Raw genomic sequence first — 25,630 nt, forward strand, 5'->3', positions numbered from 1 at the left:
AAGCCGTCAATCGCCAAACGAGCCTGAGCTGCCCGGAAAAACAACCGGTGACTCGGAACCGTCTTTGGCCACACTGGCGACACCAAAGAAGTAGTTATCAATAACCGTACTCTCCAGCGTGTAGCTGTCCACCAGGCCGACATAGCGACTATGGGTCCACTGCGCATCCGTGGTAAGCCGCCAATACACCTTGTAACCAGCCAGATTCTGCGCGATCACGCCGGTCGGCAATGCCCAGCTCAGCGTTGTATGCGGCTGCACTGCGCCAGCGATCGTCACGTCACTCGGGAACGGCGGAGCTGCCGCAAGACCGGCAAGGGATACCGCATTTAACGCCGTAAGCTTGCGTGCGTAATCGAAATTGACACCCTCAATAACGTCGCCGTAATTAATACCGTCTTCGCTGCGCAGATCCTGGTGCTGGCGGTGGTAGTGTTCGTGCGTCTCCATGATACGCACACCCGGCATACCCGCTTCATTGAAGGGCCGGTGATGGCCGCCGCGCGCAAACCGGTCCAGTCGGTAGATCATCATGACATCGAGATTTTCAATGTAGTCGTCAGCCATGCGATCGATGTAACGCGCGAGGTTGCGTGACGCTGAATCGACCTCACCGCCGCGCGAGCGACGCTCAGCTGCTTCTTCCGCGGTTTCTGTGTAACGAGTACCTTCGGAGAACACGCGCGCCGTCGCATTGTCGATGACGCCATCGATGCCTTCGATATTGCCGATCATGTCGTTATTCAGTACCGCTTTGATGCGCCAGCCATTGCGCAACGCATGCGCGGCCAGTATCCGGCCACCGAACAAACCCTGCTCTTCGCCGGACAATGCGGCATAAACAATACTGCCGGCGAATTGGTGCTTTGACAGGACCCGTGCCGCTTCGAGAACACCGGCAAGGCCGCTCGCATTGTCGTTAGCGCCGGGTGAGTCATCTGTGAAGTTCATTGGATCACTGATGCGCGAATCAATATCGCCGGCCATCAGCACCATTCGATCGGGATCGAGCTTACCGCGTTGAATAGCGATGACGCTGACCACTTCCACCGGATCAGGAATGCGCGGTTCGCCGGAGATCGTATCGCCAACGGTGATGACCTGCAGACAGCCACCACACTCGGCCGAGATGTGCTGGAATTCGCGTTCCACCCAACGCCGCGCTGCACCGATGCCGCGCGTGTCAGACGTGGTATCCGACAGCGTGTGCCGCGTGCCGAAGCTGACCAGTTGACGAATATCCGCTTCGATTCGTGCCGCCGAAACGCTGGCCGCAATTTCCGGACGCAAGTCATCCGCCGCGGCAGACAGCATTGGCGCAAATAACGCCAGCAGCGTCAGTCCGGCCAAATTACGGGTGCTCTCGGTCTGCTTGCTCATTGCCCCCCCCCTCGTGAACTCAGACGTCGCAGGTAGCGCAGCAGCCTACCACGGCAGACGCTCGCCATTGGCATGCCAGAAGCCGCCAGTGGACGCCAGTGTAAGCTCATCCATGCGCGCGATCAGTCCTGCCGCCGCGTCAGCAGCAGGAATTCCTCTGCCACCGGTCATGTCTGTGGCTACCAGTCCCGGGTGCAACAAGGCAACGGCAATGCCTTTCGGTTTGAGGTCGTGACTAAGATTAGTCCCAATCATGTTCACCGCTGCCTTGGAGGCGCGATAACCGTAGTTGTTGCCGGATTCATTGTCGGCAATGGACCCTACCCGACTGGACACGATGCCCACCTTGGCGCCCGCGGCCAAATTGTTTAGCAGGCCATGCACGACGCGCAGCGGCCCGAGGGTATTGACGTTGTATTGTTCCAGCAGGTCATCGAAATCGAGCGTTTCGAAGGTGTCGCTACGCAAAATGCCGGCGTTGTGCAAGAGGATTTCGAATGACATGTCAGCGACGCTTGCGGCGAGTGTTGCAATGTCCTCAGCGTTGCTGACGTCTATGCCGTCGATGACGGTCACGCCAAGATTGTCGATGTCGGCGTTGCCCGCCCGGCACACTGCAAAGACTTGTGCGCCACGTGCCTGGTATTGCCGCGCAAGCTCAAGTCCGATGCCTCGATTTGCGCCGGTTATCAGTACTTTGTTCAATCTGAGTTCCCTAGTTCGCCGGAGTGAGCTTCAGCAATCGGCCGCGACCACCGTCTTCCAGCATCCAGATAGCACCATCAGGACCTTCCACGACGGCACGCATGCGTACGTTCATATCGAAACGCTCCGCCTCGCTCGCAGAATCACCACTAAATGCGATCCGCACCAGAGACCGGGATGACAGTCCGCTGATAAAGCCGTCGCCGCGCCACTCCGGAAACAGCTCACCACCATAAATCATGAAGCCGGACGGCGAGATGACGGGCGTCCACCAGGCCGCAGGTTTGGCAAATTCAGGATGCGTGTCGTGGTCCGGAATTTCTTCGCCGCTGTAGTGGTCACCGTTCGAAACTACTGGGTAACCGTAGTTTTGCCCGCGAATGACGAGGTTTAGCTCATCACCGCCTCTGGGTCCCATTTCGTGATTCCATAAGCGGCCTTTGGCGTCAAATGCCAGACCCAGCGGGTTGCGGTGACCCAGTGACCATATCTGCGCGGTAACGCCGCCTTTTGCCGCGTACGGGTTATCCGTCGGCACACTGCCATCGTCGTTGAGCCGCAGAATTTTGCCAAGATTGGCGGCCATGTCCTGCGCCGGCGTGAACTTCTGCCGGTCGCCTGACGACACAAACAAATGGCCGTCGGCCGAAAACAGCAAGCGGTGACCGTAGTGTCCGCGGCCACTGACTTTGGGCACCTGGCGCCAGATGACCTGAACGTTGGTCAGCGCCGGTTTGGCCGTCAGGTCCAGCTCTGCCCGCGCTACAGCAGCGCCGCGGGTGTTGCCGCTACCGGACTCTGCATAGCTGAGATACACAACGTGATTGTTTGCAAAATCGGGGTGCAAGGCGATGTCACCCAGCCCGCCCTGACCACCGAAATCAACCTCCGGCACGCCATCGACGGCGACGGCCGTGCCATCGTCCGGCGACAGTAGCCACAAACGACCACCCTGTTCAGTAATCAACAATTGCCCGTCGGGCGTAAAGACCATCGCCCAGGGACGCGCGAGCGTCTTCACGGCAGTGACCTCGAACGGCAGTTCCGTTTCAGCGCAGGCCAACAAAGGAACAAGTACAACTAGTGCGAAAAGACGCTTCATGAATATTCTCGGGTTACTTGTTTAACGCGACTACGATCAGGGCCGTATTTCAAAAACGGATTCAATCTCTACGGCCGCGTTTAGCGGCAAAGAATTCGTGCCCAGCGCCGCGCGTGCTGCCAGACCGTCTTCGCCGAAGACGTCGCGAAACAATTCGGACGCACCATTCATGACGGTAGATTGCTCGGTAAAATCGTGAGCGCAATTGACGAAACCGCGTAGCTGGACACATTGCACAACCCGGTCGAGATCACCGCCACAAGCAGCTCTCAGTTGCGCAAGAATCCGAAGGCCAACGAGACGTGCCGCCGCATAGCCTTCGTCAACGGTAAGGTCGGTGCCCAGCTTGCCGAAGGTTGGCGTTGCCGCATTGGCCGGAGGAATCTGGCCGGCAATGAAGACCTGCCTGCCGCTGATTCTGTAGGGCACGTAAACCGCCAGAGACGGCGCTGGATTTTCAAGCTCAATACCCAGCTCCCGTAATTTGTCATCGACCTTACGCGATTTCGCCTGGGCGCCGCTGGTCGACAAGCCGAGAGCAACGGATGCCGTGCCCAACAATTCGAAGAATGTTCGTCTGTTCATGGTGGCACTGCCCTCGGCTTCTGATTGTTTTGGTACGCACTTACTCTATCGAACGGTCTTTGGCATTGCCAGAACGCGCCGCAGCGCGAGCATTAGCGATATTTGTACTGCAACGGCCGCCGCGGCAATCCAGCTTACGGCAAGATGGCCCGCGATTACGAACGCCACTATTGAAATGCCACCATTCACAACGGCGTAAGGCATTTGTGTCCGAAAGTGTTCCAACGGTGTCGTGCCGGCGCCAGTCGACGACAATATGGTTGTTTCCGAAACTGGCGAAGAGTGATCGCCAAACAAGCCGCCCGACAAGACCGCACCGATAACGACCGGCAACGCTGCATCAACCGCCACCGCAGACGGAATTGCCAAAGGCATCATGATGACGATTGTTCCCCAGGACGATCCGGTTGCGAATGAAATGACGGCGGCAAGGACAAACACGACTGCCGCTAGGTAACCGCTGGTCACGCCTTCGCGTGCAAGCGCCGCGACGTAGCTGCCGGTACCGAGATCAGTGCTGATGTCGCCCAAAGCCCATGCAAGCACCAGTGTCGCAGCGATGGACATCATTCCGCTCATACCCGTAATGTAGTTGGCGAACGCAGTTGCAGCCGTCTGCACGCGGCTGATCAGCAATAACGCAAACAGCACGAACGCGGCGAAAAAGTAGGCCGCGGACAGCGCTGCACGGAAATCACTGCCGGCGACCTGCTGCTGCGGAAAACCCAGCTGCAGCAGAACAGCAAACAACACCGCACCCAGCACCAGCAGCGGCAACCAGACCAGCACCGGTTTGGCGCGCGGGTCGTCTGCGGCCTGGCTAACAAGTCCTGCGGGCCCGGTCGAACTCTGCGCGCTACGCATGGGGCCGAAGTCGAAATCGAGCACAGCAAGTACCGGCGCGAGCGTGATCGCCAGCCACGCATAAACCTGATAGGGAATCGCAGCGACAAATGCAGACCACTCGGACTCGGCGATGCCATTGGCCGCAAAGGCATCGGCAATCACACTCATAATGAAGACACCCAACCGATGAACGGCACCAGGATCGCTACTGGCGAGGAGGTGGAATCGAGTATGAATGCCAGTTTCTGGCGCGAGACATTCAAGCGGTCAGCCAGCGGCTGAAAAACGGGACCAATGATCAGTGGCGTGCCAAGGTCGGAGAAGAAAATCACAACGCCACCGAACCACGCGGCAAGTTGGGTGCGGGTTCGGTTAACGACCCAGCGCGCGGCACTGCGCGCGAACGCGGCGCCGCCACCGGAACGCTCGATGAGTTTGACGAAGCCACCAATGAACGCCAGCAGCACCAGCACACTCGCGTTGTAGCTGTCCGCCACTTCCGAAACCAGCCGGTCTTTGACCAGTGACGGCACGAAGCCCAGCAAGGTCGCATCACTGGTCATCAAGGCGCCACAAGTGACTCCGGCAAACAAGCCAACCAGGACATTGCGCAAGGTCAGCGCAATCAGCAAGGTAACGATAACGGGTAGCAGCGAGGCCATGCCGGGTTCATTCATGGCCTGACTATACTATGCGGCCCGGGATCACAGGGTTTCGACGAGCTCGGCGCAGCTGTCACTCGCTGTGCGAGCAATGTGCGGGCCCGCAGCTAGCGAGTTAGCAATATCGACAGTCATGACTTAGTCACTCCAACCGTTCGTGCGCGGCCTGAATAACAAGTTTCCCCGCAAACCTTTTGGCTAATGTGACGCCGATTCGTACTGTGTAGAATGCGGCGATTATCGGGCTAATCCTGACTACCTGTTCTGGTAGTGACCGAACTGGGGGACACAATGCAGTTTTCGGATCTTCGCAATTTACTGGCCACAGCGGCCGGTGTCGTTTTAATCGCTCATGCGAGCATCGTCGATGCGGCAGGAAGAGCTCCTGTGCGCGGCATGAACGGCATTGTAGCCAGCTCGTCCGCACACGCCTCGGAAGTAGGCGTGCAGGTGTTGCGCGACGGTGGCAATGCGGTTGATGCCGCCATTGCCACAGCCTTCGCCATGGCCGTCACCTGGCCTACCGCCGGCAACATCGGTGGTGGCGGGTTTCTGGTTTATCACGGCGCCGACGGCACAACGACAACGTTCGACTTCCGCGAGAAAGCACCGCTCGCCGCCAGCGAAGACATGTACCTCGACGAGAACGGCGAGATCCAGGACAACATCAATCACGACAGCATCCTGGCCGTTGGCGTACCCGGCACCGTCGCCGGACTGGAGCTGGCCCATCAACGCCTGGGCTCAATGCCGTGGCGGAACCTGGTGGCACCGGCCGTCAAACTCGCCCGCGAGGGCATCCCTATCAGCTGGCAATTGCACGACTCTTTCAAGGGCCGCAAGTCGCGCTGGGATCGTTACCCGAGCTCGGCCAAAGTATTCCTGAAGCGTGACGGCTCCTTCTACCAGCCGGGCGATATCTGGAAACAACCGGACCTGGCGAAGACCCTGAAACGCATTGAACGCGAAGGTGCAGATGGTTTTTACAAAGGCCGCACCGCCAGCCTCATTGCCGATCACATGTCGGCAAACGGTGGGCTGATCACACTGGAAGACCTTGCAAAGTATGAAGCGGTGGAACGTGCACCGATCATCGGCAGCTATCGCGGCTATGAAGTCGTCAGCATGCCGCCGCCGAGCTCGGGTGGCGTCACCATGGTCGAAATGCTGAATATACTGGAAGGCTTCGACCTGGCCGGCATGGGACACAACTCCGCGCAATACCTGCACGTGCTGACTGAAGCCATGCGTCGCGCTTACGCCGATCGCGCTAACTACCTGGGTGACCCGGACTTCAACGAAGACATGCCGCTGGAGCGACTTACCTCCAAAGAGCACGCGGCGGATTTGCGCGGCAGTATCAGTCTGACCTCGGCATCAGCCAGCGACCCGGCACAGTTCGCGCAAGTGTACGAATCAAATGAGACCACGCACTTTTCGGTAGTGGATAAGGACGGCAACATGGTGTCGCTGACTTACACGCTCGAATGGGGCTATGGTTCACACATCGTTGTGGAAGGTGCCGGCTTTTTGCTGAACAACGAAATGGGCGACTTCAACGCTCAGCCCGGCATCACCGACGAGCGCGGCCGCATCGGCACAGCCGCCAACCGTATACGACCGGAAAAGCGCATGCTCTCCAGCATGACACCGACGATTGTCGCGAAAGATGGCGTGCCGCTGTTCGCCACCGGCAGCCCTGGCGGCAAGACGATCATCAATACCTCAATGCAAACCGTGCTCAACGTGATCGATCACGGCATGAACATCGCTGAAGCCATCGAAGCGCCACGCATACATCACCAATGGTTACCTGACCTGACGGTCTTCGAACGCAGCGGCATCTCGCCTGACACTCGCAAGTTATACGAAGCGTTTGGCCACAAGATACGTGAAGTGCGGGGTATCGGCAGTGCGATGGGTGTCTACCGTGATCCGGAAACCGGGATCCTGTACGGCGGTGCTGACAGTCGCGCCGAAGACGGTGGCGCAGCCGCGTATTGAGTGTCGACAGGGAGCGGTTACCGACCGGTAGCCGCTCCCGCTGTATTTAGCGCGCGAACATATCGCCGAAAAAGTCGCCCTTGTTCCACACCGGCCGCTCGTCCTGATCGGCCACGATCAATCCCAGCAACAACGCCGTTCGTGCGAACCGCTCGGCGCCGACTTCGCTCCACGGCAGGTTCAGATCATCACTCGCCCGGTGGTAGTGATTCTTGAGAAAGTCATCCAGCGCTGTCGCGCCGTCTATGGCGGGATCCGACGACTGACTGCCGGCTTTAAACGCCAGCGCCGGAACACCTTCCTGCACGAACGAGAACTGATCTGAACGCACGAAGCGAACCTCGGCTGGCAGCGGATCAGGCGTAAGCTCTATATCCATCGCCTCCGTTGCCGCGCTGACGGCCGCGTACAAGGTGGAGTGCTCGGCACCGAACGCATGAATGTCGGCTACCGGAAAACCAAGGTACGGCATATCGATGTTAATATTCGCCACCAGCTGTTCGACCGGAACTGGCGGATTTTTCGCAAAGTAGCTGGACCCCTGCAGGCCCTTTTCCTCAGCCGTTACCAAAGCAAAGATCACCGAACGCCTCGGTGCCTCGGGCATTGCCGCCATCGCTGCGGCAATTTCCAGCACCGTTCCAATCCCGGCAGCATTGTCGTAAGCACCGTTGTGAATCTCGTCGCCGGTCTCCGACGGCCGAATGCCGATGTGATCGAGATGCGCCGAATAAACGACATACTCGTTCGTCAGCACAGGGTCACTGCCACGTAACACCGCGACCACATTGGCTGACGGCACAATGCGCTGTGTTGAGACCCGCGCCAGAGCGGCACTCACACCCAGATCAAAGCTGCCAGTCTCACCTTTCGCGTGCTTGTCAAAAATCGCGGCAAGGTCATAACCAGCAAGCGCGAACAATTTGTCGGCGCCCGTTTCAGACAGGGTTGCAGTGCCCGCGAGCTCCGGGTTTCCGCGGAAAGGTCGACCGTGGTCGTCCAACCAGCGCATGCCCGGGGAGCCGATACCCGGCAAGAACCGCGCCCACGGTCGGCGCGCCTGATCAACCGGCGTACGTATACTGACTATACCGACGGCCCCTAGCTCGACGGCGCGTTCAGCCTTGCCTAAGCTCGACGAATAAAAAGCCCGTTGGTCGGTGTCGAATCCAGGTGGCGCACCGGACAACATGACCAGGATCTTGCCCTCGACATCCACACCGAGGTAGTCGTCATGGTCGTACTCAGGAGCGACGATGCCGTGCCCGACGAATACCAGTGGCGCCTCAATTTGTTCGCGCGCTTTGCCGTAGCCGCCACTGCGAATAAAGTCGGCGGGAAACTCCAGCGCCAGCGATTCGCCATCCTTGCTCAGAGACAGTGTTGCCGATTCCGGTATCAACCGGGTTTCGGAAAATTCGATACCCTGAAAGTAGCTGCCGTCGTCGCCAAGCGGCTCGAGTCCGTAGTCACGAAGTTGACCGGCAACGTAGTCAGCGGCGACCTCGTAGCCCGCGGTGCCTGCCTCCCGGCCTTGCATCGCGTCTGCCGCCAGCACTTCCATGTGTGTGCGGACATTCTTGCCAAGAACCGCGTCAATGGCTGCTTCGTTACGTTCGGTGTTGTCGCTGTCAGAACAGGCAGCGGCACAGGTCGCCAGTACGATGGCGATCAGACAATTGCGCACGGTAATCTCCTGGTCAGTCTTGGTCGGCAAGCGCCGGCAACGACTTCAGGTAAGTCGCTATAGCCAGGCGGTCTTCGCGAGTCAGCTTACTCGTATTGTCATTGATGACGGCGCCCATGGAGCTGCCGCTGAAATCACCGTCGGGTAACATCCCCGTGTCCAGAAAATATTCAATGTCGCTGCGTGACCAGCCACCGATGCCATCGTCTTTATGCGGCGTAATATTGGGAATACGTTCGTTGTCGGCCCCGTCAGGATTACCGGCTAGTTCCCGATCGCCGTTAACGGCGCCCAGGGCCTTGCGCGGCGTATGGCATTCTCCGCAATGACCCAGGTGGCGGACGAGGTAAGCGCCACGATTCCACTCGGCACTCTGTTCTACATCGTTTTCAAATCGTTGTGACTCGAAATACAAGCTACGCCAAACTTTGGCCGCCAGCCGGGTCGACATGTAGAACGGCAGATCGTGATCGCGATTGTGTTGCTCTACCGGTGCAAGGCTGAACAAATAGGCCTTTACGTCGAGAACATCGCGACGACTCATGCCGGTATAGGAGGTATACGGAAACGCGGGGAAATAACTCGCGCCATCCGGATTCAAACCGTCGTGGACGGCCCGGACGAAGTCGTCATCGGACCAGCCGCCGATTCCGGTTTCCTGGTGCGGCGTTATATTGGGCGAATAGAAAGTACCGAAGGGTGACACCAGCGCGCGACCGCCAGCCAGAGGTTGCGCATCATCACTGTCAGCGGTGTGACAGGTAATACAGCCGCCGGCATGGACGAGGTATTCGCCGCGCGAAAGTCTGTCATCCTGCGCAGCTGCCGACAAAGGCAGCGCGGTGGAAAACAGAACTATCGCGCGAACGGTCGCACGTAACCCTGGTATCACCAGCGAAAACCGCGCTGTATTAATGAGCTACGCGGAAATCGTCGTGGCAGCCGCCGCAGCTCTTGCCGAGATCACGGAATGCTGAGCCAGCGTCACCGCCGTCAGCAACTACGTTTAAAAAGTTTTCGCTGGCTTTTTCAGCTGCGTCCAGTGCTGCCGCGAATTTTTCCGGCTGCGCCCAGATTGCCGGCAGTGCTTCACTGTCGTCGACAACTGAACCTTCCTGAAACACCCGGTGCAGTTCAGCCACACCATTCGCAAGACCTTCCGCGTGCTCGATCAAGTGCCCGTCATCTTCGACGAGACCACGCACGATCATGGATGCTGCGCCGATATGTCCGCGCAACACGGTCATCAACGACGCCCGGTATTTAAACGCATCTTCTGCCGACGGTTCGGCGCTGGCAGTAAAAGAAAACGCACTGGCAATAGTGACGGTCAGGATTGCAGCTACGAGTTTACGGGGCATTGCGAATCTCCTAAGGAGTGTTTATCAGATTTCTGAACGGACAAGAGTAGCAATAGCCAACGCCATCGCACAATCACCTGAACAAGCCATTCGCCAATGCCTGACAAAATTTGACTCAGTAACGCGCGGAACTATTCGTTCGTATCCGGGACGAACATACGATAATGTCGCCGGAGCGCCTGTTATGTCCGCCTATCGCCGATACCCTGTCACGATCCTGTTTACATGGCTTGCCGCGCTTCTGCTGCCCTGCAGCAGCTTTGCTCAGACTGGCGTCGGCGATTCTCAACAACATTTGCGCGCGGCCAACGCAGCGTACAGCGCTGGCGACTTTCAGAAATACACCGACGAACTGGCAGCCGCGCACGAACTCAACCCCGACAGTCTTTACACGCGCTACAACCTGGCGTGCGGTTATGCGCTCACCGGACAAACGGAACGGGCGCTCGCCATGCTTACCTGGCTCACCGAGGCACGCGTTGACTTCAATATGGCCGACGATCCGGATCTCGCCAGCCTCGCGGGCGATCCGCGATTCAAAGAGCTTGTCGCACGCACTGCGGCCAATACGCAACCAGTCAGCAACAGCCGGCACAACTTCACGCTGTCTCGACTCGACCTGTTGCCCGAAGGCATCGCCTGGGATCCGGCTGGCGAGCGGTTTTTTCTCGGCAGCATGCGCAGTGGAGAAATTTTTGCCACTGACAGCCACGGGCAGCACACGCTGTTCGCGACAGTGGCAAAGGACGGGCCGCTGTCAGCGATCGGCATGACCGTTGATACGGCCCGCAATCTGCTGTGGGTTATCGGTACCCGGACAAATTTACTGGAGGAGTTTGCAAGCGATGCGCCGGTAGTCAGTGGCGTATTCGCTTTCGCGCTGGACAGCGGGGAGCTGAAGAACACCTATGCACGCGACGACGTTGGCTTCGGTTTTAACGACGTGACGCTAGCTCCCAATGGTGACATCTATCTTAGCGGCGCCGTTCTCGGCTACATACCTGCAGCAGGCGGTGATCTGGAGATTCTGGAAAGCAGCGAACCGGTGTACGGCAGCAATGGCATTGTCGTCACACCGGATGGCAAGAACCTGATTACTTCCTCCTATCCAGCCGGCATTGCCGTCATTCGTATCAGCGATGGTCAGACCACGTTCCTGCAAGCACCAGAACATGTACCGCTCTACGGCGTTGACGGCCTGTACCTGCACAAGGGTGATTTGATTGCGGTGCAACAAGGTGCGCGCCCGTGGCGATTGATGCGTTTCTCACTGGACGCCGGGCTAAACCGGATTACCGGCGCGCGTACGATTGAATTTGGCAACAAGAACGTAACCGCTACTACCGGAGCACTGGTCGGCAATGAAATTCACTACATTGGACAGGGCAGCGCGCCGGAATCGATACCCACGCACATACCGGAGCACCTGCACGAACTGATCGGCGCCACCATCGTGATGACAGCGCCGCTGGACTGACTTACCCTGTGTGATTCGATCACCGTCTCACACAACAGCGCCAGGGGGCGTCATGGGCGACGCCAATATCATCATTCGCCGAGCGAATAAGAATGACGCGGGAACCATCGCGCAACTCATCGCGCAGCTCGCACAGGCAACTGGCCAAAGCAACAAAATGAGCAGCACTGAAGCCGACTTTGCGCACTTCGGATTTGGTGCTGTGCCAGCGTTCAATGTGCTACTGGCCGAAGCATCCGGCATTGCGGTTGGCCTGTCGTTGTGGTTCTACAATTTTTCCAGCTGGCGGGGCGAGTTGGGCGCTTACCTGCAGGACCTGTACGTGGATGACAGCCAGCGCGGCACAGGACTTGGCCGCCGCTTGCTCGTTGAAACTGCCAGTGTCGCCCGCACCGATGGCGCCACGCACTTGCGACTGTCCGTTGATGCCGACAACACCGGCGCGCAGGATTTTTATAAGCATCTCGGCTTCAAAGCGCGCGATGACGAACACATTTACCAGGTTTCGGACCAAGCCTTCCTCACGCTGGCAGACAGCCGTAACAACTAAGGAATACATGCAATGAAAGTTGTTTTTGCGGACGCGCAAAAGAAGCACGACCCGAAGTCCTTTCTGTCCTCTGGCGCGCCCCAGGCAAACCCGGAAGTACCGGAACGGGCAATGCGGCTTCTGTCAGCAGCCAAGCAATCCGGTCTCAAACTGGAAACTCCAGACGACTACGGACTGCAATTCATCGCGCAGGTCCATTCTCCCGAGTACCTGCACTATTTGCAGAACATACACACCCGCTGGTCACGCATCGAAGGCGCTGCTGCCGAGGTCACGCCGAACATTCACCCGGATCGGCGCGACGGTGGCTACCCGCTGTCGGCGGTCGGTCAAGTGGGTTGGCATCACTACGATACGTCCGCACCGATTACGGCGAACACCTGGGAAAGTGCACGCTGGAGTGCCCACAGCGCGGCTCACGCCGCCATGCTGGTCGTCGAAGGAGCCGCCGCGAGTTATGCGCTGTGCCGGCCGCCCGGACACCACGCGAGCCGCGAGATTGCCGGCGGGTTTTGCTACTTAAGCAATGCCGCGATCGCGGCCGAAGCATTGCTAATGCAACACATGCGCGTGGCCATACTCGACATCGACGTGCATCACGGCAACGGTACGCAAAGCGTTTTTTACGGTCGCGATGACGTACTGACCGTATCGCTGCATGCCGATCCGGTGCGTTTCTACCCGTTCTTCTGGGGCCACCGCGACGAACGTGGTGAAGGCGCCGGGCTCGGCTACAACCTGAACATTCCTCTGGCACGCGGCACCGCCGATGACGACTACCTGCGTGCGCTCGACGGCGCACTCGCGCGCATTGCGGCATTTGAGCCCGGCGCACTGGTCATTGCACTTGGTCTCGATGCCCACGAAGCGGATCCGTTTGAGGGCCTCGCAATCACCACGCCCGGCTTCGGCCGGATAGGTCAGGCCATCGGTGGCTGTGCCGTACCAACGGTGCTGGTGCAGGAAGGCGGCTACCTGTCCGAGTCATTAGGCCCCAACCTGTCTGCGTTTCTGGGTGGTTTCACCAAAGCACACGGTTAGTGATTCGCAAGAATGCGGACAAACCGTTAGAGTTGATCGACACCAATAACAAGGCAGACAGTTTACTCCATGACTGATCCCGGCTGGCTTTCCGTACTTCCACCGTTGCTTGCTATCGCGCTCGCCATCTGGAGCAAGCAGGTCATTCTGTCGTTGTTCGCTGGCATCTGGATGGGTTTTCTCATCCTGAACGGATTCAACCCTTTGCTGGGCGTGACCGCCGGACTGGACGGCGTCATGAACGTCTTCACCGATCCGGGCGACACCCGGGTACTGGTGTTCACGCTCCTGATCGGCTCACTCATTGCCACAATTGAAGAATCCGGTGGCGTACGCGGCTTCGTACACTTTCTTGAATCGCGGCGCTTTGTTCACAACCGGGTACGTGCGCAAGTACTGGCATGGATGACCGGCATCGTCATTTTCATTGAGTCGAACATCACTTTGCTGGTTGCCGGCGCTGTCAGCCGTCCGTTGTTTGATCGCTACCGGATTTCCCGCGAAAAACTCGCCTATCTGATCGATGCCACCTCAGCACCGGTGTGCGTGATGATTCCACTTAATGCCTGGGGCGCAGTCATCATCGGTCTGGTTGCCGCTACCGGCATCGAAGACCCGCTGCCAGTGTTTATCGCTTCAATTCCGTACAACCTGTACGCGATCACGGCGATCATTCTTTCCGCCATCGTCATCTGGAAGAACATCAATATCGGGCCGATGAAGGCAGCGGAAGAACGCACTGCGCGCGGCGAATTCCTCTGGCCCGACGCCACGCCAATGGTTGACGTGTCGGCTGAACAGGACGCCGGGCACGAAGGCGAACCGCCGCCGCCGGCTTACCTCATGATGGTGCCAATACTCGCCATGATTCTCATGATGCCGGTTGGCCTCTATATCACCGGCAATGGCAGCATTATTGAAGGCTCAGGTTCAGAGTCCATTCTATGGTCGATCTGTTTCGCCATTCTGGTGAGTTGGGTACTGATGCTCGCGCGCGGCCAGAGCACGATCAACGAACTCATGCGCGTGTTTATGAAAGGCGCAGGCGCACTGCTGCCAATCGCGACCATCCTGCTGCTCGCATTGGCGCTCGGCGATGTCGCCAAACTGCTGGGCACCGGGCCGTACGTTGCCGGCGTGGTCGGTGCAGCCGTTCCTGAGCCGATGCTCGCGCCGCTGGTGTTCCTGACCTCTGCCTTCATCGCGTTTTCGGTAGGCTCGAGCTGGGGCACGTTTGCCATCATGATTCCGATCGCCATCCCCATTGCCACGACGCTGGGGCTGCCGGTGCCGTTGATGCTGGGAGCGGCGATTTCAGGCGCCATATTCGGTGACCACGCATCACCCATCAGCGATACGACCGTTGTGGCCTCCATGGCCTCGGCCACGGATCACATCGACCATGTGCGGACCCAGTTGCCCTACGCCCTGCTCGCCGCGGCTATCTCGGCAGTCGGCTTCTTCCTGCTGGGTGTATTCGCCTGACACACGCTCCGGGCAACCGCCCAGGTCGGTAGAAAACGTGTCGAATTCCGAGTAACTAGTTGTTTTCTATGGATTCGAAGGCGGCCTTCAATTGCCGCAATCACGGGCTGAACGCCGCTCCGGAACACAACGGCATCGCGGCAGGCTGAGCGCGGCTATCGCCAGCCAGTCTCCCACCCGACATTGAGCAGCCTATTGTTAACGATTGTTGCAAATGGGAGGGTCGGCGGATTTCGACGCTAGACTGGCTTTCGTAGACATTGAGTTCGGACCCCCGGATTTACCGGACTCAATTCACGCGTCAGATCGGGCTCGAAGTTGGATCGAGACCGTTTGGGCAAAACCGGCGATCGCTTGGCGATCGCCGGTTTTTTTTATGGCAGATACAGAGCGGCAACGGCCTCTGCAAGCGGCTTGGCATCCGGACCGCGCCGATTGGTGAGTACCAGCACTGTCAGTTTGTCGTCCGGGTAGCGAATAACGTAGTTGCGGAAACCACTGGTGCTTCCGTCATGATGCAGTCGTCGGTGGCCGTTCTTGCTGTCGACCCGCCAGCCGAGCCCGTAGTCGCCGAAATTGCCGGTCCACATTTGTTGCAACGATTCCTGGGACAGAAGCCGCTCCGTGTACAGCGCCTGATCCCATTTGTAGTAATCCCGCAGCGAGGTGTAGATACCGCCATCGCCCAGTACAGCACTCGTGGTACTTTGGTCGGAGTAGCGGACCTCGCCGTCTTCAACTGTGTAGCCATAGGCGCGATTGGCAACCGTTGAGACGCCTTTCTGGTACGCCACCGTATTGTCCATACCCAGCGGTTCAAAAATATGCTCCTGCAAGAACCGGGCGAATGGCTTTCCCGAAGTGTCTTCAATCAGCATTGCCAACATCGCGTACGCCGTATTGCTGTAGCGGTATTCCGTCCCTGGTGGGAAATAGGTTTCGCTGACCTCGTACATGGAACGCAATGCGTCGCGGTCTGAAACCTGCCCATCGTAGTCGTCGGGAATCATTCCTTCGTAGTCGATCAGACCCGAATTGTGCTGCAGCAAATGACGTAGCGTAATTTCGCTGCCATAGGCGGGAAATCCGGCAAACGATTCAGTCAGTGTGTCATCGAGACTTAACTTGCCCTGCTCAACCAGCAACATGATGCTGCTCGCGGTGAATTGCTTGGTAATGGACGCCAGCCGGAAATTGGTCGTCGGGCCAACGGCGATACCGTCTTCGAGGTTGGCCATGCCATACGACTTTTCCAGAAGTACATCGCCGTCGCGTATGACCATGACCGCAGCGCCAGGCAGGTCATCTCCCTGGTAGTCACTGAAAATACTGTCCACGTCCACCGCCACGTTGCTCCCTCCCGTACCTGCACTACAGGCTGCAATAGCCAGAAACGCGGGAAGAAAAGTCCGTTTCAAAAGTCCGTTCACTGGTGTACCTCATTGAATTGCTCTTGCGGTTCAGTGGGATCCTTCGGCGGAATTCAGACGTCGTACAACATTCCGGAAAAGCTGAATTCCACAGGCCCTGTCATCACAGCCACATCATCATCGCGAATTTCGATTTGTACGTCGCCCCCCGGCAGGCTCACGTTGACTTGCGAGGCGGCTGTCAGACCGCGCGCTCTCGCAGCGTATACGGCGGCACATGCGCCACTGCCGCACGCCATGGTCAGCCCGGCGCCACGTTCGAACACCACGAGACGAATGCGGTCCTGCCCAAGCAATTCCGCGACACCAATATTCGCCTGCTGCGGAAATACCGGGTTCTGCTGTATCTGCGGTCCCAGTGTTTTGATATCGACGGCGTCCAGATCATCAACAAAGAACACCGCATGCGGATTGCCCACATTAACGGCCGCCGGGTCCTGAAGCTCACCCGCACCTATGCCGAGATGCAAAGTATCCTGCGCTGCCGCGAGCGGGATACGCTGCCAGTCCATACTCACCTTGCCCATTTCGCACCGCACCTGCTGATCTCCGGCACGCTCACAACGCAACACGCCTGCCCGCGTTTCGAGTAGCACGCTGTCATTGCCCGACTCTTCAAGGAGCAGCCAAGCGACGCACCGCGTCGCGTTGCCGCACGCTTCCGCTTCCCGCCCATCGGTATTCAGGATGCGCATGAATGCCCGTGCTGATTCTGATGACTCTATGAGTATGAGCTGATCCGCACCAACGCCGGTTTGCACATCGCAAATACGAATAATTTCGTCGACGCCCGGTGACCACGCATCCTGACGCACATCCACTATTACAAAGTGATTGCGCAACCCATGCATTTTCGTGAACGGCCAGCCGGTGCGCCTGGCGGACTTAGTCATGGTTGTTACTGCCGAGGCATACATCAATAATATTCAGAAACACATCCGCACCCTGCTGAATCAAAGCATCAGGAAAATCGTAATCGTCATTGTGCAATGCCGGCATCGATTCACCGGCGCCGAGGCCAAAGAATGCACCATTGCCGAGCTGCGTATACCGGCCAAAATCTTCCGACCAGCGAAACGGCTCCATCACTTCGGCCAATGACAACCCGGTGGCTGCTTGCCTGACAATGTTCACGGCTGCTGCTGAATTGACGGTCGCATCGAATACGTCCTGGTAGTGGATGTCGTATAGCAGTCTGCAGCGCTCGGCCTCGTGCTGCACAAGTGCTTCAAAATGCTGGACCAGTAAACTCATTGTCGCGTCCGTTTCAGCGCGCAATGTTACGCAGACTTCGGCCTCCCCGGGTGCCATCCCGAAATTCGGGCCGCCCATACTGACTCCGACCACCGTCGCAAGAACGAGCTCATCCGTTGCGAGTGCAGACGCTATGTTCTCGCTGGCATCGAGTAGCCGGGATACCGCAGCACCCGGACTGACACCGGTTTCCGGCTGGGCGGCATGTGCGGCCTTGCCGGTCAGGCGCACGATCATGCCGCGCGATGCGCAGGAGAAAGTGCCGTCACGCACGATGATCTGGCCCAACGGGAAACCCGGCACGTTGTGCAGACCAAAAATAAGATCGGGGCGTATCCGGGAAAACTGCGGGTCAGAGGTGACCTGTCGTGCGCCAACCCCGGTTTCCTCCGCTGGCTGGTACAACAGTACAACCCGACCCTTCACCGGACGCTGTCTGGCGAGTCGCTCGCCAACCATCGCCAGAATAGCCATGTGACCGTCATGACCGCACTTGTGGGATACGCCCTCGCGCATCGAACACCATGGCAGAGCAACAGACTCCTGCACTGGCAGCGCATCCAGTTCACAACGCAACATGAGCGTGTCGCCCGCCACTCCGGAATCAAACCCGAATGCGACGCCGCTGCCGCCGAGTTCGCTGACCACTGTATCCGGCTCAAGTGGCGCGAAGAACTCGCGGATGCGCGCAGCCGTTGCCTGCTCAGCACCCGACAAATCCGGGCAGGCATGCAGTGCGTGGCGCAATTCCAGTGCGTTAGTCATGGCCGCGGATGATGTCAGGATGCGTGCCCGCTGTCAGCTGCCAGCATCAGCCGGCGTTGCCCTTGTCGCTGTCGAGAGAGTAAATTGTTTCGGAAATCCACTGCGTACGGGAAGCCTGAGATGAGCATGACGGAAACCTTATTTCGTGACGACGCCTATCTTCGCGACTGCGAAGCCACTGTGCTGGATGTCGAAGGCGGAGCGGTCATACTGGACCGAACCGTGTTCTATGCCATGGGCGGCGGACAGCCCGGCGATACCGGCATCTTGCGCTGGGACGGTGGCGAAGCCGCGGTCATCGACACCCGTTACGGCGACCGCGGCGCTATTCGGCATATCCTCGAGAACGAAGCGGACGCGCCGCCAGCCGGCATAGGAATAAAAGCGATCGTGGACTGGGATCGCCGCTACCGCCATATGCGCATGCACACGGCGCTGCACCTGCTGGGGACGGTACTCCGGTACGGAGTGACTGGCGGCAATATCGGCGCGGACCGCAGCCGACTCGACTTCGACATGCAGGACACCGTGGACAAAGACGAGGTCACCGCCAAACTGCAAGCCCTGGTGGATGCCGACACGCCCGTCACTTCGCGCTGGATCACCGATGAAGAATTGGCCGAGCAACCGGAGCTGGTACGGACCATGTCGGTGAAGCCGCCGCAAGGCGCCGGCAAGATACGCCTGCTGGATATCGAGGGCATCGACTTGCAGCCGTGCGGCGGCACGCACCTGCGTTCAACCGGCGAGGTCGGCACGATAGTCGTTGGCAAAGTGGAGAAAAAAGGCAGCCGAAACCGTCGGGTGTATATCGAACTTCCCTAGACCACACTCGCTGGCTGCCCCTCTGGCGGTGAGGGACGACAGTTTCTGCGGACCAGCGGCGGGCAGACAGACCCGGACCGGTCAGTCCGTGGCAACAATTCGGCTATGCTCCGCCTCCGCCTGACAACAACGCGAGAACGACAATGAGCGACGAACTCACCTCAGCGGTACCGGATCAGTTAGCCGGCCCTGTGACCCAGGCGGAACGATTCGGCACTATCGATACTTTGCGCGGCGTTGCGGTGCTCGGCATCCTGATCATGAACATCTACGGCTTTGCGATGCCTTTCGCGGCCTACAGTAATCCGCTCGTGATGGGTGGACTTGAGTGGTACAACATCGGCGCCTGGTTCGCGACCCACGTCATCGCCGACCAAAAGTTCATGAGCATCTTCTCGATGTTGTTCGGTGCAGGCATTGTGCTCATGTGGGAACGGGCCAAAGCCCGCGACGCGAAATTCGGCCGAATTTACTACCGACGCATGTTCTGGTTGCTCATGATCGGGCTGATCCACGGCTACCTGGTCTGGTTTGGCGACATCCTGTTTCACTACGCATTGATGGGTATGCTCATCTACCCGATGCGCAAGTTGAAGGCACGCACGCTGATCATCGTGGCCTGCCTGCTCCTGCCAGTCGCACTGCTGTTGAATCATGGCGGCTTCATCTACCTGTCCGACCTGCAAAGCCGCACCGCCAACATCACGGCCATGCAACAAGCCGGCGAGGCGATTAGCGAAGAGCAGCAAGCCAGCCTCGACGAATGGGCAGAAATTGGCGCCTTCCTGGAACCCAGTGACGAAACGCTGCAAGAAGACCTGGACGCGTATCTTGGTACGTACGGGGATGCCGTCAGCCACCGGGCTCCGATCCTGTTATCCATGCAGATCAACATGACGATCTGGTTTGCCGTGTGGCGCATCGGCGCACTGATGCTGATCGGCATGGCACTGATGAAACTCGGGGTGTTTTCCGGGAGCCGCAGTCCCGGCTATTACTCAAGACTGATGCTGGTCGGCTACGGCATCGGCCTGCCACTGTCGATATACAGCGCGATGGACCTGTCCGCCCACGACTTCAGCGGCCTGTACATGATGCAGCGCGGCGGTATCGCGAACTACATCGGCAGCATCCTGGTTGCGTTGGGCCATATCGGCCTCGTCATAAGCATCGTTAAGAAAGGCGCGCTGCAAAAGCTGAGCGCGCGGTTCGCGGCAGTGGGCCGCATGGCATTCAGCAACTACCTCATGCACTCCATCGTGATGACCACGTTGTTCTACGGGTACGGAATGGGCTTGTATGGCAGCATTCCCCGCGCCGCGCAGATGCTGTTTGTCGCCGGCATGCTGGGCCTGCAACTGCTGCTCAGTCCCTGGTGGCTGGCACGGTTCCGCTTCGGGCCGGCGGAGTGGCTGTGGCGCTCGCTGACCTACTGGCAACGGCAACCGATGAAAGTATGAGCGCTGACGCGCGCTACATCGTTGAGCTGCGCCGCCGTCAGATTTGGGTTATTGAACCGCCAGAATACGTTGCATCAAGGCCGGGTCGTCAGGCAGTAAATCCGACGCTGGCAAGCGTTGTACCAGTTCCCGCCACATCGGCCACATCGCAAAAGCCTCGCTGAACAACGGCAAGGACTCGTCCACTTTGCCATCGGCCGCGAGCGTTGCGGCGTGCCAGAAAATCATCTCGTGACTGCCAGGCACCAGCGCTGACGCTGCACGGTAAGCTACAGTCGCGCGCTCAGTGTCACCGTTAGCCATGTATTCATCGCCGTCGTTCATCAAGCGGTAAGCTCGCGCCATCACCAGCAAGCGGCGAAGCTCGACCAGCGGTTCAGCATGGTCTTCGATGCGCAAATCGAACAGGCGCCCGCCCCAGGCCGGTTGCGAGGCGTCACCACTGACCACCAACAATGCGGCTGACTGCTGACCTCGAATGTCACCACCGTCAGCCTGTGCTGCTTCGAGCGCCGCCAGCATCCGCTCGGCAAGATCACCTGTCGATGCGAGATAGGCGCGCTGCATCGCCGCACATACCGTCGGTTGCCACATCAGGTTGGCCTGCACGGTGTAGCCGTCACCGGCCGCATCGCAATGTGCGTCGATCGCTTTCTCACCAGTGTGTGTCGCGACCACACCATTCGCATCAACCATGCCGATCTGACGTACGTCAGCGTTGCCATCGGCTGCCAGCAATGCTTTCAGCGCCTGCTCCGAGGATTTTCCGGCACGCATCAGCTGCAGGCCGAGCGGTCCGTAATTCGGGTCGACAAACGATTGAGTGGCCACGGCACCGACGCCCGGCTGCGCCCATGACACGATGGAGCCGACGGAGAACCAGTGCGATTGCACCGCGACCCCGAGCTCACCGGTAGCCGAATCGCGAGCAACGATTGAATAGGTATGCACCGGCCGCAGCGAGCTGCTGTCGGCAAGAGCGAGTGGAGCGCAGTTCAGTGCAACGATTCCAACGAGTGCAATACGGGCAAGTATGTTCATCGTGACCTCGTCAGGTGGCAACTGAATGGGAGTCTGGCAAATCCGTTACCGTGGCTTGTACAGCTCGGCTTCTTCCCGCGTAAGCTCTTCGACTTTCAAGTCCCAGCGAGCCAGTGTCGAGCTGATTCTGAAGCGGTATCGTCCACTTTCGCGAAACAGGCGGACACCATTGCCGGGGCGCTTGGTTTGCAGGATCAGTCCCTTGTGAAAACCGGTACCGCCGTCAATCAATGAGACCTCGATGGCCATTGACCCCTGAAATTCGCTGTTCACACGCCAGTCCAGTATCCACGGTGCCGTAACATCGAACTCGGCCGTGGTGAACGAACCGCTTCCTGAATACTGTGCGACTTGTTCTTTGCTCGAGACACTCAGGCTGAGTGCGATGCCCAGAACGATGGCAATTAGCCTTCTTGTCATCTCGTTTCCTGTCTCCAAAACGGCGTCTGGCGGCCACCATGGCCGCCAGCAATACCGGCACTGTAGCAAAGGCGCCGCAACAGGGAAAACGGGTCAGAAGAACTTGCGCGCAAGCCCGATAACGTCGCCCAGCGGATTACCTTTGTTGTCGCCACCGAGCAGACTCGTCAGAGCCGCAAGCCCACCTGAACTACCGTCAGACTTCTCTTCGGTTGCACGTCCCATCGCGCCCATCGCCAGACTGGCAATCAACGGCAATGCTTTCTTGATAAGACCGGTATCGAATCCGGTTTGTTCCGCCGCGTTTGCCGCCACATTTCGGCTGACATCCTTGCTGCCGAACAAGTGACCGAGAATGCGATTGCCATCTTCGCGGGTCTCTTCTTTTTCGAGTAACTCCGGGTTCTTCAGATAACGCTCGTGCCCGCCATTGGCAAGCGCCTTCTGCAAGCTCGCCAATCCGCCCGCAGACGCTGCCTGTTTCTGCATACCGCCCTGCAGCGCAGGCCCCAGCGCGGCAATCAGCTTCTGCGCATCCGATGTCGACGACAGGCCCAGTTGGCCGGCGAGTTTCTCAACTCCGGCGTCACCGCCGGCACTCGACAATAGTTTTAATAAATCCATCGTAATTTCCTGGTTGGTATTCGGTTGTTCAGTCCAACGGAATGCGAATCTTCTGACCGGGATAGATGCGGTCCGGGTTTTCAATTACATCGCGGTTAGCCTCGAAAATACGCATGTATTTTCCGGCACTTCCGTAGAACTGTTTGGCAATTTTGCCGAGCGTGTCACCGCTCTTGATCTCGTAAAACTCGTCTTTTGACACCGGTTCTTCCGGTTTCGGCGCAGGTGCTGTCAGGCCATCCGCAACGACTTTCTCAACACCTTTGACGTTGCCTGCTATCAGAATCGCCATTTCGCGGGTTTTCTGACTGTCACAATCGCCACACACGGTGGCCACGCCATCATCGAAGTCGACCGTTATGTTCTTGATTCCAGTCGTTTTGACTTCGAGGTGTTGTTTGATGTTGTCGGCGGCCTCTGAGTCCGTATCGAACAGCTGGCGGCCAACATCTTTCGCGAAATCGAACAAACCCATAGATTTCCCCTTGTGTGTTTACTTCAGTTGATAACTTTAGCCCCATTGCGGGTCTTGTGCAGTGAACAATTGTTACATCGTTAAGCAGTGTGACTGGCGACGCTACGCACGGCTGGCGAACTCCTGTACCCCCTGCTCCGTAACAACAGCGTTCATCGGAATATCGTGCGGCTGCGGATAAATACTGCGCAACGCACCGAAATGGTGACCGACCGCGATCAACTGCGGCAATCGCGCCATGGCTGGCAAACTGCGGTCATAGTAGCCGCCGCCATTGCCCAGCCGGTAACCGTAACGGTCGTAGCCGACAAACGGCGTAATTATCACGTCAGGCACGACCTCCTCCTGTTTGGCCGGCGCCGGAATGTTCAGCAAATCCGGCTGTAATGTATCGCCCGGATGCCAGCGGCGAAAGCGGAGCGCCGCGTTGCGCTCTACAACCACGGGTAAAGCCAACCGCCAGCCTCGCCCGGCCGCCCGCGAATACCAGCTTCGGAGGTCCGGCTCGCCCCGGATCGGCCAGTAGACAGCGATGATCGGCCGCTGACCGGGGCCGACCAGGCGCTGCAGGTACTGATCCAGGTACGCCATGATCGACTCCTCGTGGAGCCGGCGTTGCGAGGCCTCCAACGCACAGCGCAGTCCCAATAAGCGAGCTCGTTCATTGCCACGCCAGCTCGCCACATCGTCCGCGACTGAAGCCTGTTCTCCGGCTTGCCAGTCCTGCAGGGAACAGGGTGGCGAGGCGTACTCTTTTTTGTCGTCATTCATCGGTTTCAGGCCGCTAACTTGTCAACGGTGTATCGGCAAGGCCGCCACGCGGCCGTGCCGAACACATCCCACAGATCATTGAACGCCTGCCGTAGCGCGTCAAGTTACGCCACAAACCATGCGCAGCGATAGTCGGCGTTCGTCGGGAATTGACCTGTATCTGTTCAACGGCGGTACTGCTGTTGCAAATTTGCCCGAGCCGAGTAGCGTAACCAATGTTCACATTCAAGAGCAGGACCGCCTGTTATTGTGCGTCACGATAATGTGCGGACACGCACTACATACTATGGTGGCAATTGCCACAAACCCGAAATCAGGAGAAATGCAATGTCAGTAGCACGCGTCACGGAGCTTACTTCGTCGTCCAAAAAGAGTTTTGAAGATGCCATCGAGAACGGCATCAAACGTGCCAGCGAAACGCTGGATAACATCGAAGGCGCCTGGGTCAAGGACATGAAGGTTACCTGCAAGAACGGTAAGATTGACGAGTACCGCGTCAACATGAAGGTAACGTTCGTCCTGCGCTAAGCAACCTGATCGCCGACCGGCGTGGCTTGCCACCCGGTCGACGCTATAGGCCGGCGCTTTGTGAAATATTGTCAACAAACACGTCACGCGAAGAAATCGGCTTAAACTGCAAATCGAAGGAAGAACATCTCACTCAGTCGCAACAGCGGCTGTGTTTCAACATCAAAAATATTGGAGCTGGAAATGGCAAAGAGGATCGAAGACATCGAGGGCATCGGCCCCAAAACGGGAGCGATTCTTCGTAAGAACGGCGTCAGCAGCGTCGACAAGCTGCTGAAAGCGGGTAGCGACAAGAAAGGTCGGGCGAAACTCGCAGAACAGACCCAGCTTAGCGAGTCGCTGATTCTGAAATGCGTCAACATGGCTGACCTGTTTCGCATCAAAGGCGTCGCAAGCCAGTACGCTGAGCTTCTGGAAGGCGCTGGCGTGGACACCGTCAAGGAGCTGAAGCACCGCAACGCTGAAAACCTCGCTGCAAAAATGGAAGAAGTGAACAAGGCCAAGCGGCTGGTACGCAAAGTTCCTTCAGAGAAGGTGATTGCGTCCTGGATTGAACAGGCCAAGACGTTACCTGCAACGATCACCCACTAAGGCTTTCGTATAAGCGTTTCCGGCACGTTTACACCCGCGTTGCCGGCGACGCAACGAACGCTGAGAACTGAGAATTCCTATGAGAACTGCAACAAAGCTACTGCCCGCTCTGAGCCTGGTTCTGATAGCCACGGCATGCAGCAAAAACAACGACGACTCTGCAATCCGCATGGACATGGAGAAAGCGGCTGAAGCCGTGAAGGAGAAAGGCGTCGAAATGGGCACGGCTGCGCAGGACATGGCGAAATCTGCTGCCAGTGACATGCAATCGGCGGCGGCGGATATGCGCGATGATGCCGCCGAGTTGGCAGACCAGACGATGGAGGCGGCCAGAGACGCAGGACAGGCCACGCGTAACAAAGCAAACGAACTGACAGAAGCCGCCAAACAGAAATTAAACCCATAGAAACCCGGAACGGTACAAGACGCGCCAGCGACCAGGGGCCTTGCCCGCGGCACCGTTAGCGCCGTCAGCGAAGCCGGGTTCACGGGCCAGGAATGGAAACGATGGATGCAATGGACGCAATGGACGTAATGGACAGGCTCATTGAGAGCCGAATA

General features: G+C 58.3%; 25 protein-coding genes and 1 pseudogene. 10 read left to right on the forward strand and 16 right to left on the reverse strand.

Annotation, left to right across the window (positions count from 1 at the left end):
• Positions 1-6 precede the first annotated feature (6 nt).
• From AC0L8N_RS06470 to AC0L8N_RS06490, 5 genes and pseudogenes are all read right to left on the reverse strand, one after another.
• Complete coding sequence (locus tag AC0L8N_RS06470; protein ID WP_473670065.1) at positions 7-1,314, reverse strand: M28 family peptidase; 1,308 nt, start codon at positions 1,312-1,314, stop codon at positions 7-9.
• A gap of 111 nt (positions 1,315-1,425) precedes the next feature.
• Positions 1,426-2,085, reverse strand: coding sequence for an SDR family oxidoreductase (locus AC0L8N_RS06475; protein ID WP_473666755.1), 660 nt, complete (start codon positions 2,083-2,085; stop codon positions 1,426-1,428).
• Between the two features lie 10 nt (positions 2,086-2,095).
• Complete coding sequence (locus AC0L8N_RS06480) at positions 2,096-3,187, reverse strand: PQQ-dependent sugar dehydrogenase (protein WP_473666756.1); 1,092 nt, start codon at positions 3,185-3,187, stop codon at positions 2,096-2,098.
• 36 nt (positions 3,188-3,223) lie between these two features.
• Positions 3,224-3,772 carry a RidA family protein gene (locus tag AC0L8N_RS06485; protein ID WP_473666757.1) on the reverse strand — a complete coding sequence of 183 codons (549 nt, stop codon included), beginning with the start codon at positions 3,770-3,772 and terminating at the stop codon, positions 3,224-3,226.
• A 45-nt stretch (positions 3,773-3,817) separates the two neighbouring features.
• Positions 3,818-5,295, reverse strand: a pseudogene (locus tag AC0L8N_RS06490) (Na+/H+ antiporter NhaC family protein).
• A 276-nt stretch (positions 5,296-5,571) separates the two neighbouring features.
• Between AC0L8N_RS06490 and ggt the strand changes: the two are divergent.
• The gene (gene ggt, locus AC0L8N_RS06495; protein ID WP_473666758.1) at positions 5,572-7,284 is read left to right on the forward strand and encodes a gamma-glutamyltransferase; all 1,713 of its coding nucleotides are present in this window, start codon (positions 5,572-5,574) and stop codon (positions 7,282-7,284) included.
• Between the two features lie 46 nt (positions 7,285-7,330).
• Here the strand turns inward: ggt and AC0L8N_RS06500 are convergent, their stop codons facing one another.
• Genes AC0L8N_RS06500 through AC0L8N_RS06510 form a run of 3 tightly spaced genes read right to left on the reverse strand, consistent with a single transcriptional unit; the run spans position 7,331 to position 10,332 of the window.
• Complete coding sequence (locus AC0L8N_RS06500; protein ID WP_473666760.1) at positions 7,331-8,971, reverse strand: M28 family metallopeptidase; 1,641 nt, start codon at positions 8,969-8,971, stop codon at positions 7,331-7,333.
• 13 nt (positions 8,972-8,984) lie between these two features.
• Entirely contained in the window at positions 8,985-9,863 is an 879-nt protein-coding gene (locus AC0L8N_RS06505) for a c-type cytochrome (RefSeq protein ID WP_473666761.1), read from the reverse strand.
• A 19-nt stretch (positions 9,864-9,882) separates the two neighbouring features.
• Entirely contained in the window at positions 9,883-10,332 is a 450-nt protein-coding gene (locus AC0L8N_RS06510; protein WP_473666762.1) for a c-type cytochrome, read from the reverse strand.
• Between the two features lie 184 nt (positions 10,333-10,516).
• On the opposite strand from AC0L8N_RS06510, the gene AC0L8N_RS06515 reads away from it, so the two are divergent.
• The 4 genes from AC0L8N_RS06515 to AC0L8N_RS06530 all read left to right on the forward strand — a co-directional run bounded on the left by AC0L8N_RS06515 (position 10,517) and on the right by AC0L8N_RS06530 (position 14,885).
• Positions 10,517-11,809, forward strand: coding sequence for a TPR end-of-group domain-containing protein (locus AC0L8N_RS06515; RefSeq protein ID WP_473666763.1), 1,293 nt, complete (start codon positions 10,517-10,519; stop codon positions 11,807-11,809).
• A 52-nt stretch (positions 11,810-11,861) separates the two neighbouring features.
• Entirely contained in the window at positions 11,862-12,359 is a 498-nt protein-coding gene (locus AC0L8N_RS06520) for a GNAT family N-acetyltransferase (RefSeq protein WP_473666764.1), read from the forward strand.
• Between the two features lie 12 nt (positions 12,360-12,371).
• A complete protein-coding gene (locus AC0L8N_RS06525; protein ID WP_473666765.1) occupies positions 12,372-13,400 on the forward strand; it encodes a histone deacetylase family protein in 1,029 nt (342 codons plus the stop codon).
• 69 nt (positions 13,401-13,469) lie between these two features.
• Complete coding sequence (locus tag AC0L8N_RS06530; RefSeq protein WP_473666766.1) at positions 13,470-14,885, forward strand: Na+/H+ antiporter NhaC family protein; 1,416 nt, start codon at positions 13,470-13,472, stop codon at positions 14,883-14,885.
• Positions 14,886-15,259: 374 nt separating this feature from the next.
• On the opposite strand, the gene AC0L8N_RS06535 is transcribed toward AC0L8N_RS06530, so the two are convergent.
• The 3 genes from AC0L8N_RS06535 to AC0L8N_RS06545 form a co-directional block, all read right to left on the reverse strand.
• The gene (locus AC0L8N_RS06535; RefSeq protein WP_473666768.1) at positions 15,260-16,234 is read right to left on the reverse strand and encodes a serine hydrolase domain-containing protein; all 975 of its coding nucleotides are present in this window, start codon (positions 16,232-16,234) and stop codon (positions 15,260-15,262) included.
• A 134-nt stretch (positions 16,235-16,368) separates the two neighbouring features.
• A complete protein-coding gene (dapF, locus tag AC0L8N_RS06540) occupies positions 16,369-17,208 on the reverse strand; it encodes a diaminopimelate epimerase (protein WP_473666769.1) in 840 nt (279 codons plus the stop codon).
• Positions 17,201-18,334: an amidohydrolase gene (locus AC0L8N_RS06545; RefSeq protein ID WP_473666770.1), complete on the reverse strand. Its 1,134-nt coding sequence runs from the start codon at positions 18,332-18,334 to the stop codon at positions 17,201-17,203. Before AC0L8N_RS06545 ends, dapF begins: the two co-directional genes overlap by 8 nt.
• 120 nt (positions 18,335-18,454) lie before the next feature.
• On the opposite strand from AC0L8N_RS06545, the gene AC0L8N_RS06550 reads away from it, so the two are divergent.
• On the forward strand, positions 18,455-19,159 hold the full coding sequence (locus tag AC0L8N_RS06550; RefSeq protein ID WP_473666772.1) for an alanyl-tRNA editing protein: 705 nt from the start codon (positions 18,455-18,457) through the stop codon (positions 19,157-19,159).
• Between the two features lie 143 nt (positions 19,160-19,302).
• Positions 19,303-20,619, forward strand: coding sequence for a DUF418 domain-containing protein (locus AC0L8N_RS06555; RefSeq protein WP_473666773.1), 1,317 nt, complete (start codon positions 19,303-19,305; stop codon positions 20,617-20,619).
• Between the two features lie 48 nt (positions 20,620-20,667).
• Here the strand turns inward: AC0L8N_RS06555 and AC0L8N_RS06560 are convergent, their stop codons facing one another.
• The 5 genes from AC0L8N_RS06560 to AC0L8N_RS06580 form a co-directional block, all read right to left on the reverse strand.
• Positions 20,668-21,660: a DUF1028 domain-containing protein gene (locus tag AC0L8N_RS06560; RefSeq protein WP_473666774.1), complete on the reverse strand. Its 993-nt coding sequence runs from the start codon at positions 21,658-21,660 to the stop codon at positions 20,668-20,670.
• 45 nt (positions 21,661-21,705) lie between these two features.
• On the reverse strand, positions 21,706-22,080 hold the full coding sequence (locus AC0L8N_RS06565) for a hypothetical protein (RefSeq protein ID WP_473666775.1): 375 nt from the start codon (positions 22,078-22,080) through the stop codon (positions 21,706-21,708).
• Positions 22,081-22,173: 93 nt separating this feature from the next.
• Positions 22,174-22,704, reverse strand: coding sequence for a DUF937 domain-containing protein (locus AC0L8N_RS06570; protein WP_473666777.1), 531 nt, complete (start codon positions 22,702-22,704; stop codon positions 22,174-22,176).
• A gap of 28 nt (positions 22,705-22,732) precedes the next feature.
• A complete protein-coding gene (gene lysM, locus AC0L8N_RS06575; protein WP_473666778.1) occupies positions 22,733-23,179 on the reverse strand; it encodes a peptidoglycan-binding protein LysM in 447 nt (148 codons plus the stop codon).
• 102 nt (positions 23,180-23,281) lie between these two features.
• Complete coding sequence (locus AC0L8N_RS06580) at positions 23,282-23,950, reverse strand: 5-formyltetrahydrofolate cyclo-ligase (protein ID WP_473666779.1); 669 nt, start codon at positions 23,948-23,950, stop codon at positions 23,282-23,284.
• Between the two features lie 327 nt (positions 23,951-24,277).
• Here AC0L8N_RS06580 and AC0L8N_RS06585 point away from each other — a divergent pair, with 327 nt between their 5' ends.
• The 3 genes from AC0L8N_RS06585 (at position 24,278) to AC0L8N_RS06595 (ending at position 25,475) form a co-directional block, all read left to right on the forward strand.
• Positions 24,278-24,478, forward strand: coding sequence for a dodecin family protein (locus AC0L8N_RS06585; RefSeq protein WP_473666780.1), 201 nt, complete (start codon positions 24,278-24,280; stop codon positions 24,476-24,478).
• Positions 24,479-24,661: 183 nt separating this feature from the next.
• On the forward strand, positions 24,662-25,069 hold the full coding sequence (locus AC0L8N_RS06590) for a DUF4332 domain-containing protein (protein ID WP_473666781.1): 408 nt from the start codon (positions 24,662-24,664) through the stop codon (positions 25,067-25,069).
• A gap of 79 nt (positions 25,070-25,148) precedes the next feature.
• Positions 25,149-25,475, forward strand: a complete 327-nt coding sequence (locus AC0L8N_RS06595; protein ID WP_473666782.1) for a hypothetical protein — start codon at positions 25,149-25,151, stop codon at positions 25,473-25,475.
• Positions 25,476-25,630 lie beyond the last annotated feature (155 nt).

The organism is Woeseia sp. D3-10 (assembly GCF_055809415.1).

Coding starts and splice junctions, on each gene's coding strand:
- AC0L8N_RS06555 (WP_473666773.1), top strand. CDS start 19,303: ATGAGCGACGAACTCACCTCAGCGGTACCGGATCAGTTAGCCGGCCCT.
- AC0L8N_RS06550 (WP_473666772.1), top strand. CDS start 18,455: ATGAGCATGACGGAAACCTTATTTCGTGACGACGCCTATCTTCGCGAC.
- AC0L8N_RS06590 (WP_473666781.1), top strand. CDS start 24,662: ATGGCAAAGAGGATCGAAGACATCGAGGGCATCGGCCCCAAAACGGGA.
- AC0L8N_RS06545 (WP_473666770.1), bottom strand. CDS start 18,334: ATGACTAACGCACTGGAATTGCGCCACGCACTGCATGCCTGCCCGGAT.
- AC0L8N_RS06580 (WP_473666779.1), bottom strand. CDS start 23,950: ATGAATGACGACAAAAAAGAGTACGCCTCGCCACCCTGTTCCCTGCAG.
- AC0L8N_RS06585 (WP_473666780.1), top strand. CDS start 24,278: ATGTCAGTAGCACGCGTCACGGAGCTTACTTCGTCGTCCAAAAAGAGT.
- ggt (WP_473666758.1), top strand. CDS start 5,572: ATGCAGTTTTCGGATCTTCGCAATTTACTGGCCACAGCGGCCGGTGTC.
- dapF (WP_473666769.1), bottom strand. CDS start 17,208: ATGACTAAGTCCGCCAGGCGCACCGGCTGGCCGTTCACGAAAATGCAT.
- AC0L8N_RS06515 (WP_473666763.1), top strand. CDS start 10,517: ATGTCCGCCTATCGCCGATACCCTGTCACGATCCTGTTTACATGGCTT.
- AC0L8N_RS06510 (WP_473666762.1), bottom strand. CDS start 10,332: ATGCCCCGTAAACTCGTAGCTGCAATCCTGACCGTCACTATTGCCAGT.
- AC0L8N_RS06565 (WP_473666775.1), bottom strand. CDS start 22,080: ATGACAAGAAGGCTAATTGCCATCGTTCTGGGCATCGCACTCAGCCTG.
- AC0L8N_RS06560 (WP_473666774.1), bottom strand. CDS start 21,660: ATGAACATACTTGCCCGTATTGCACTCGTTGGAATCGTTGCACTGAAC.
- lysM (WP_473666778.1), bottom strand. CDS start 23,179: ATGGGTTTGTTCGATTTCGCGAAAGATGTTGGCCGCCAGCTGTTCGAT.
- AC0L8N_RS06570 (WP_473666777.1), bottom strand. CDS start 22,704: ATGGATTTATTAAAACTATTGTCGAGTGCCGGCGGTGACGCCGGAGTT.
- AC0L8N_RS06530 (WP_473666766.1), top strand. CDS start 13,470: ATGACTGATCCCGGCTGGCTTTCCGTACTTCCACCGTTGCTTGCTATC.
- AC0L8N_RS06470 (WP_473670065.1), bottom strand. CDS start 1,314: ATGCTGTCTGCCGCGGCGGATGACTTGCGTCCGGAAATTGCGGCCAGC.
- AC0L8N_RS06485 (WP_473666757.1), bottom strand. CDS start 3,772: ATGAACAGACGAACATTCTTCGAATTGTTGGGCACGGCATCCGTTGCT.
- AC0L8N_RS06520 (WP_473666764.1), top strand. CDS start 11,862: ATGGGCGACGCCAATATCATCATTCGCCGAGCGAATAAGAATGACGCG.
- AC0L8N_RS06595 (WP_473666782.1), top strand. CDS start 25,149: ATGAGAACTGCAACAAAGCTACTGCCCGCTCTGAGCCTGGTTCTGATA.
- AC0L8N_RS06525 (WP_473666765.1), top strand. CDS start 12,372: ATGAAAGTTGTTTTTGCGGACGCGCAAAAGAAGCACGACCCGAAGTCC.
- AC0L8N_RS06480 (WP_473666756.1), bottom strand. CDS start 3,187: ATGAAGCGTCTTTTCGCACTAGTTGTACTTGTTCCTTTGTTGGCCTGC.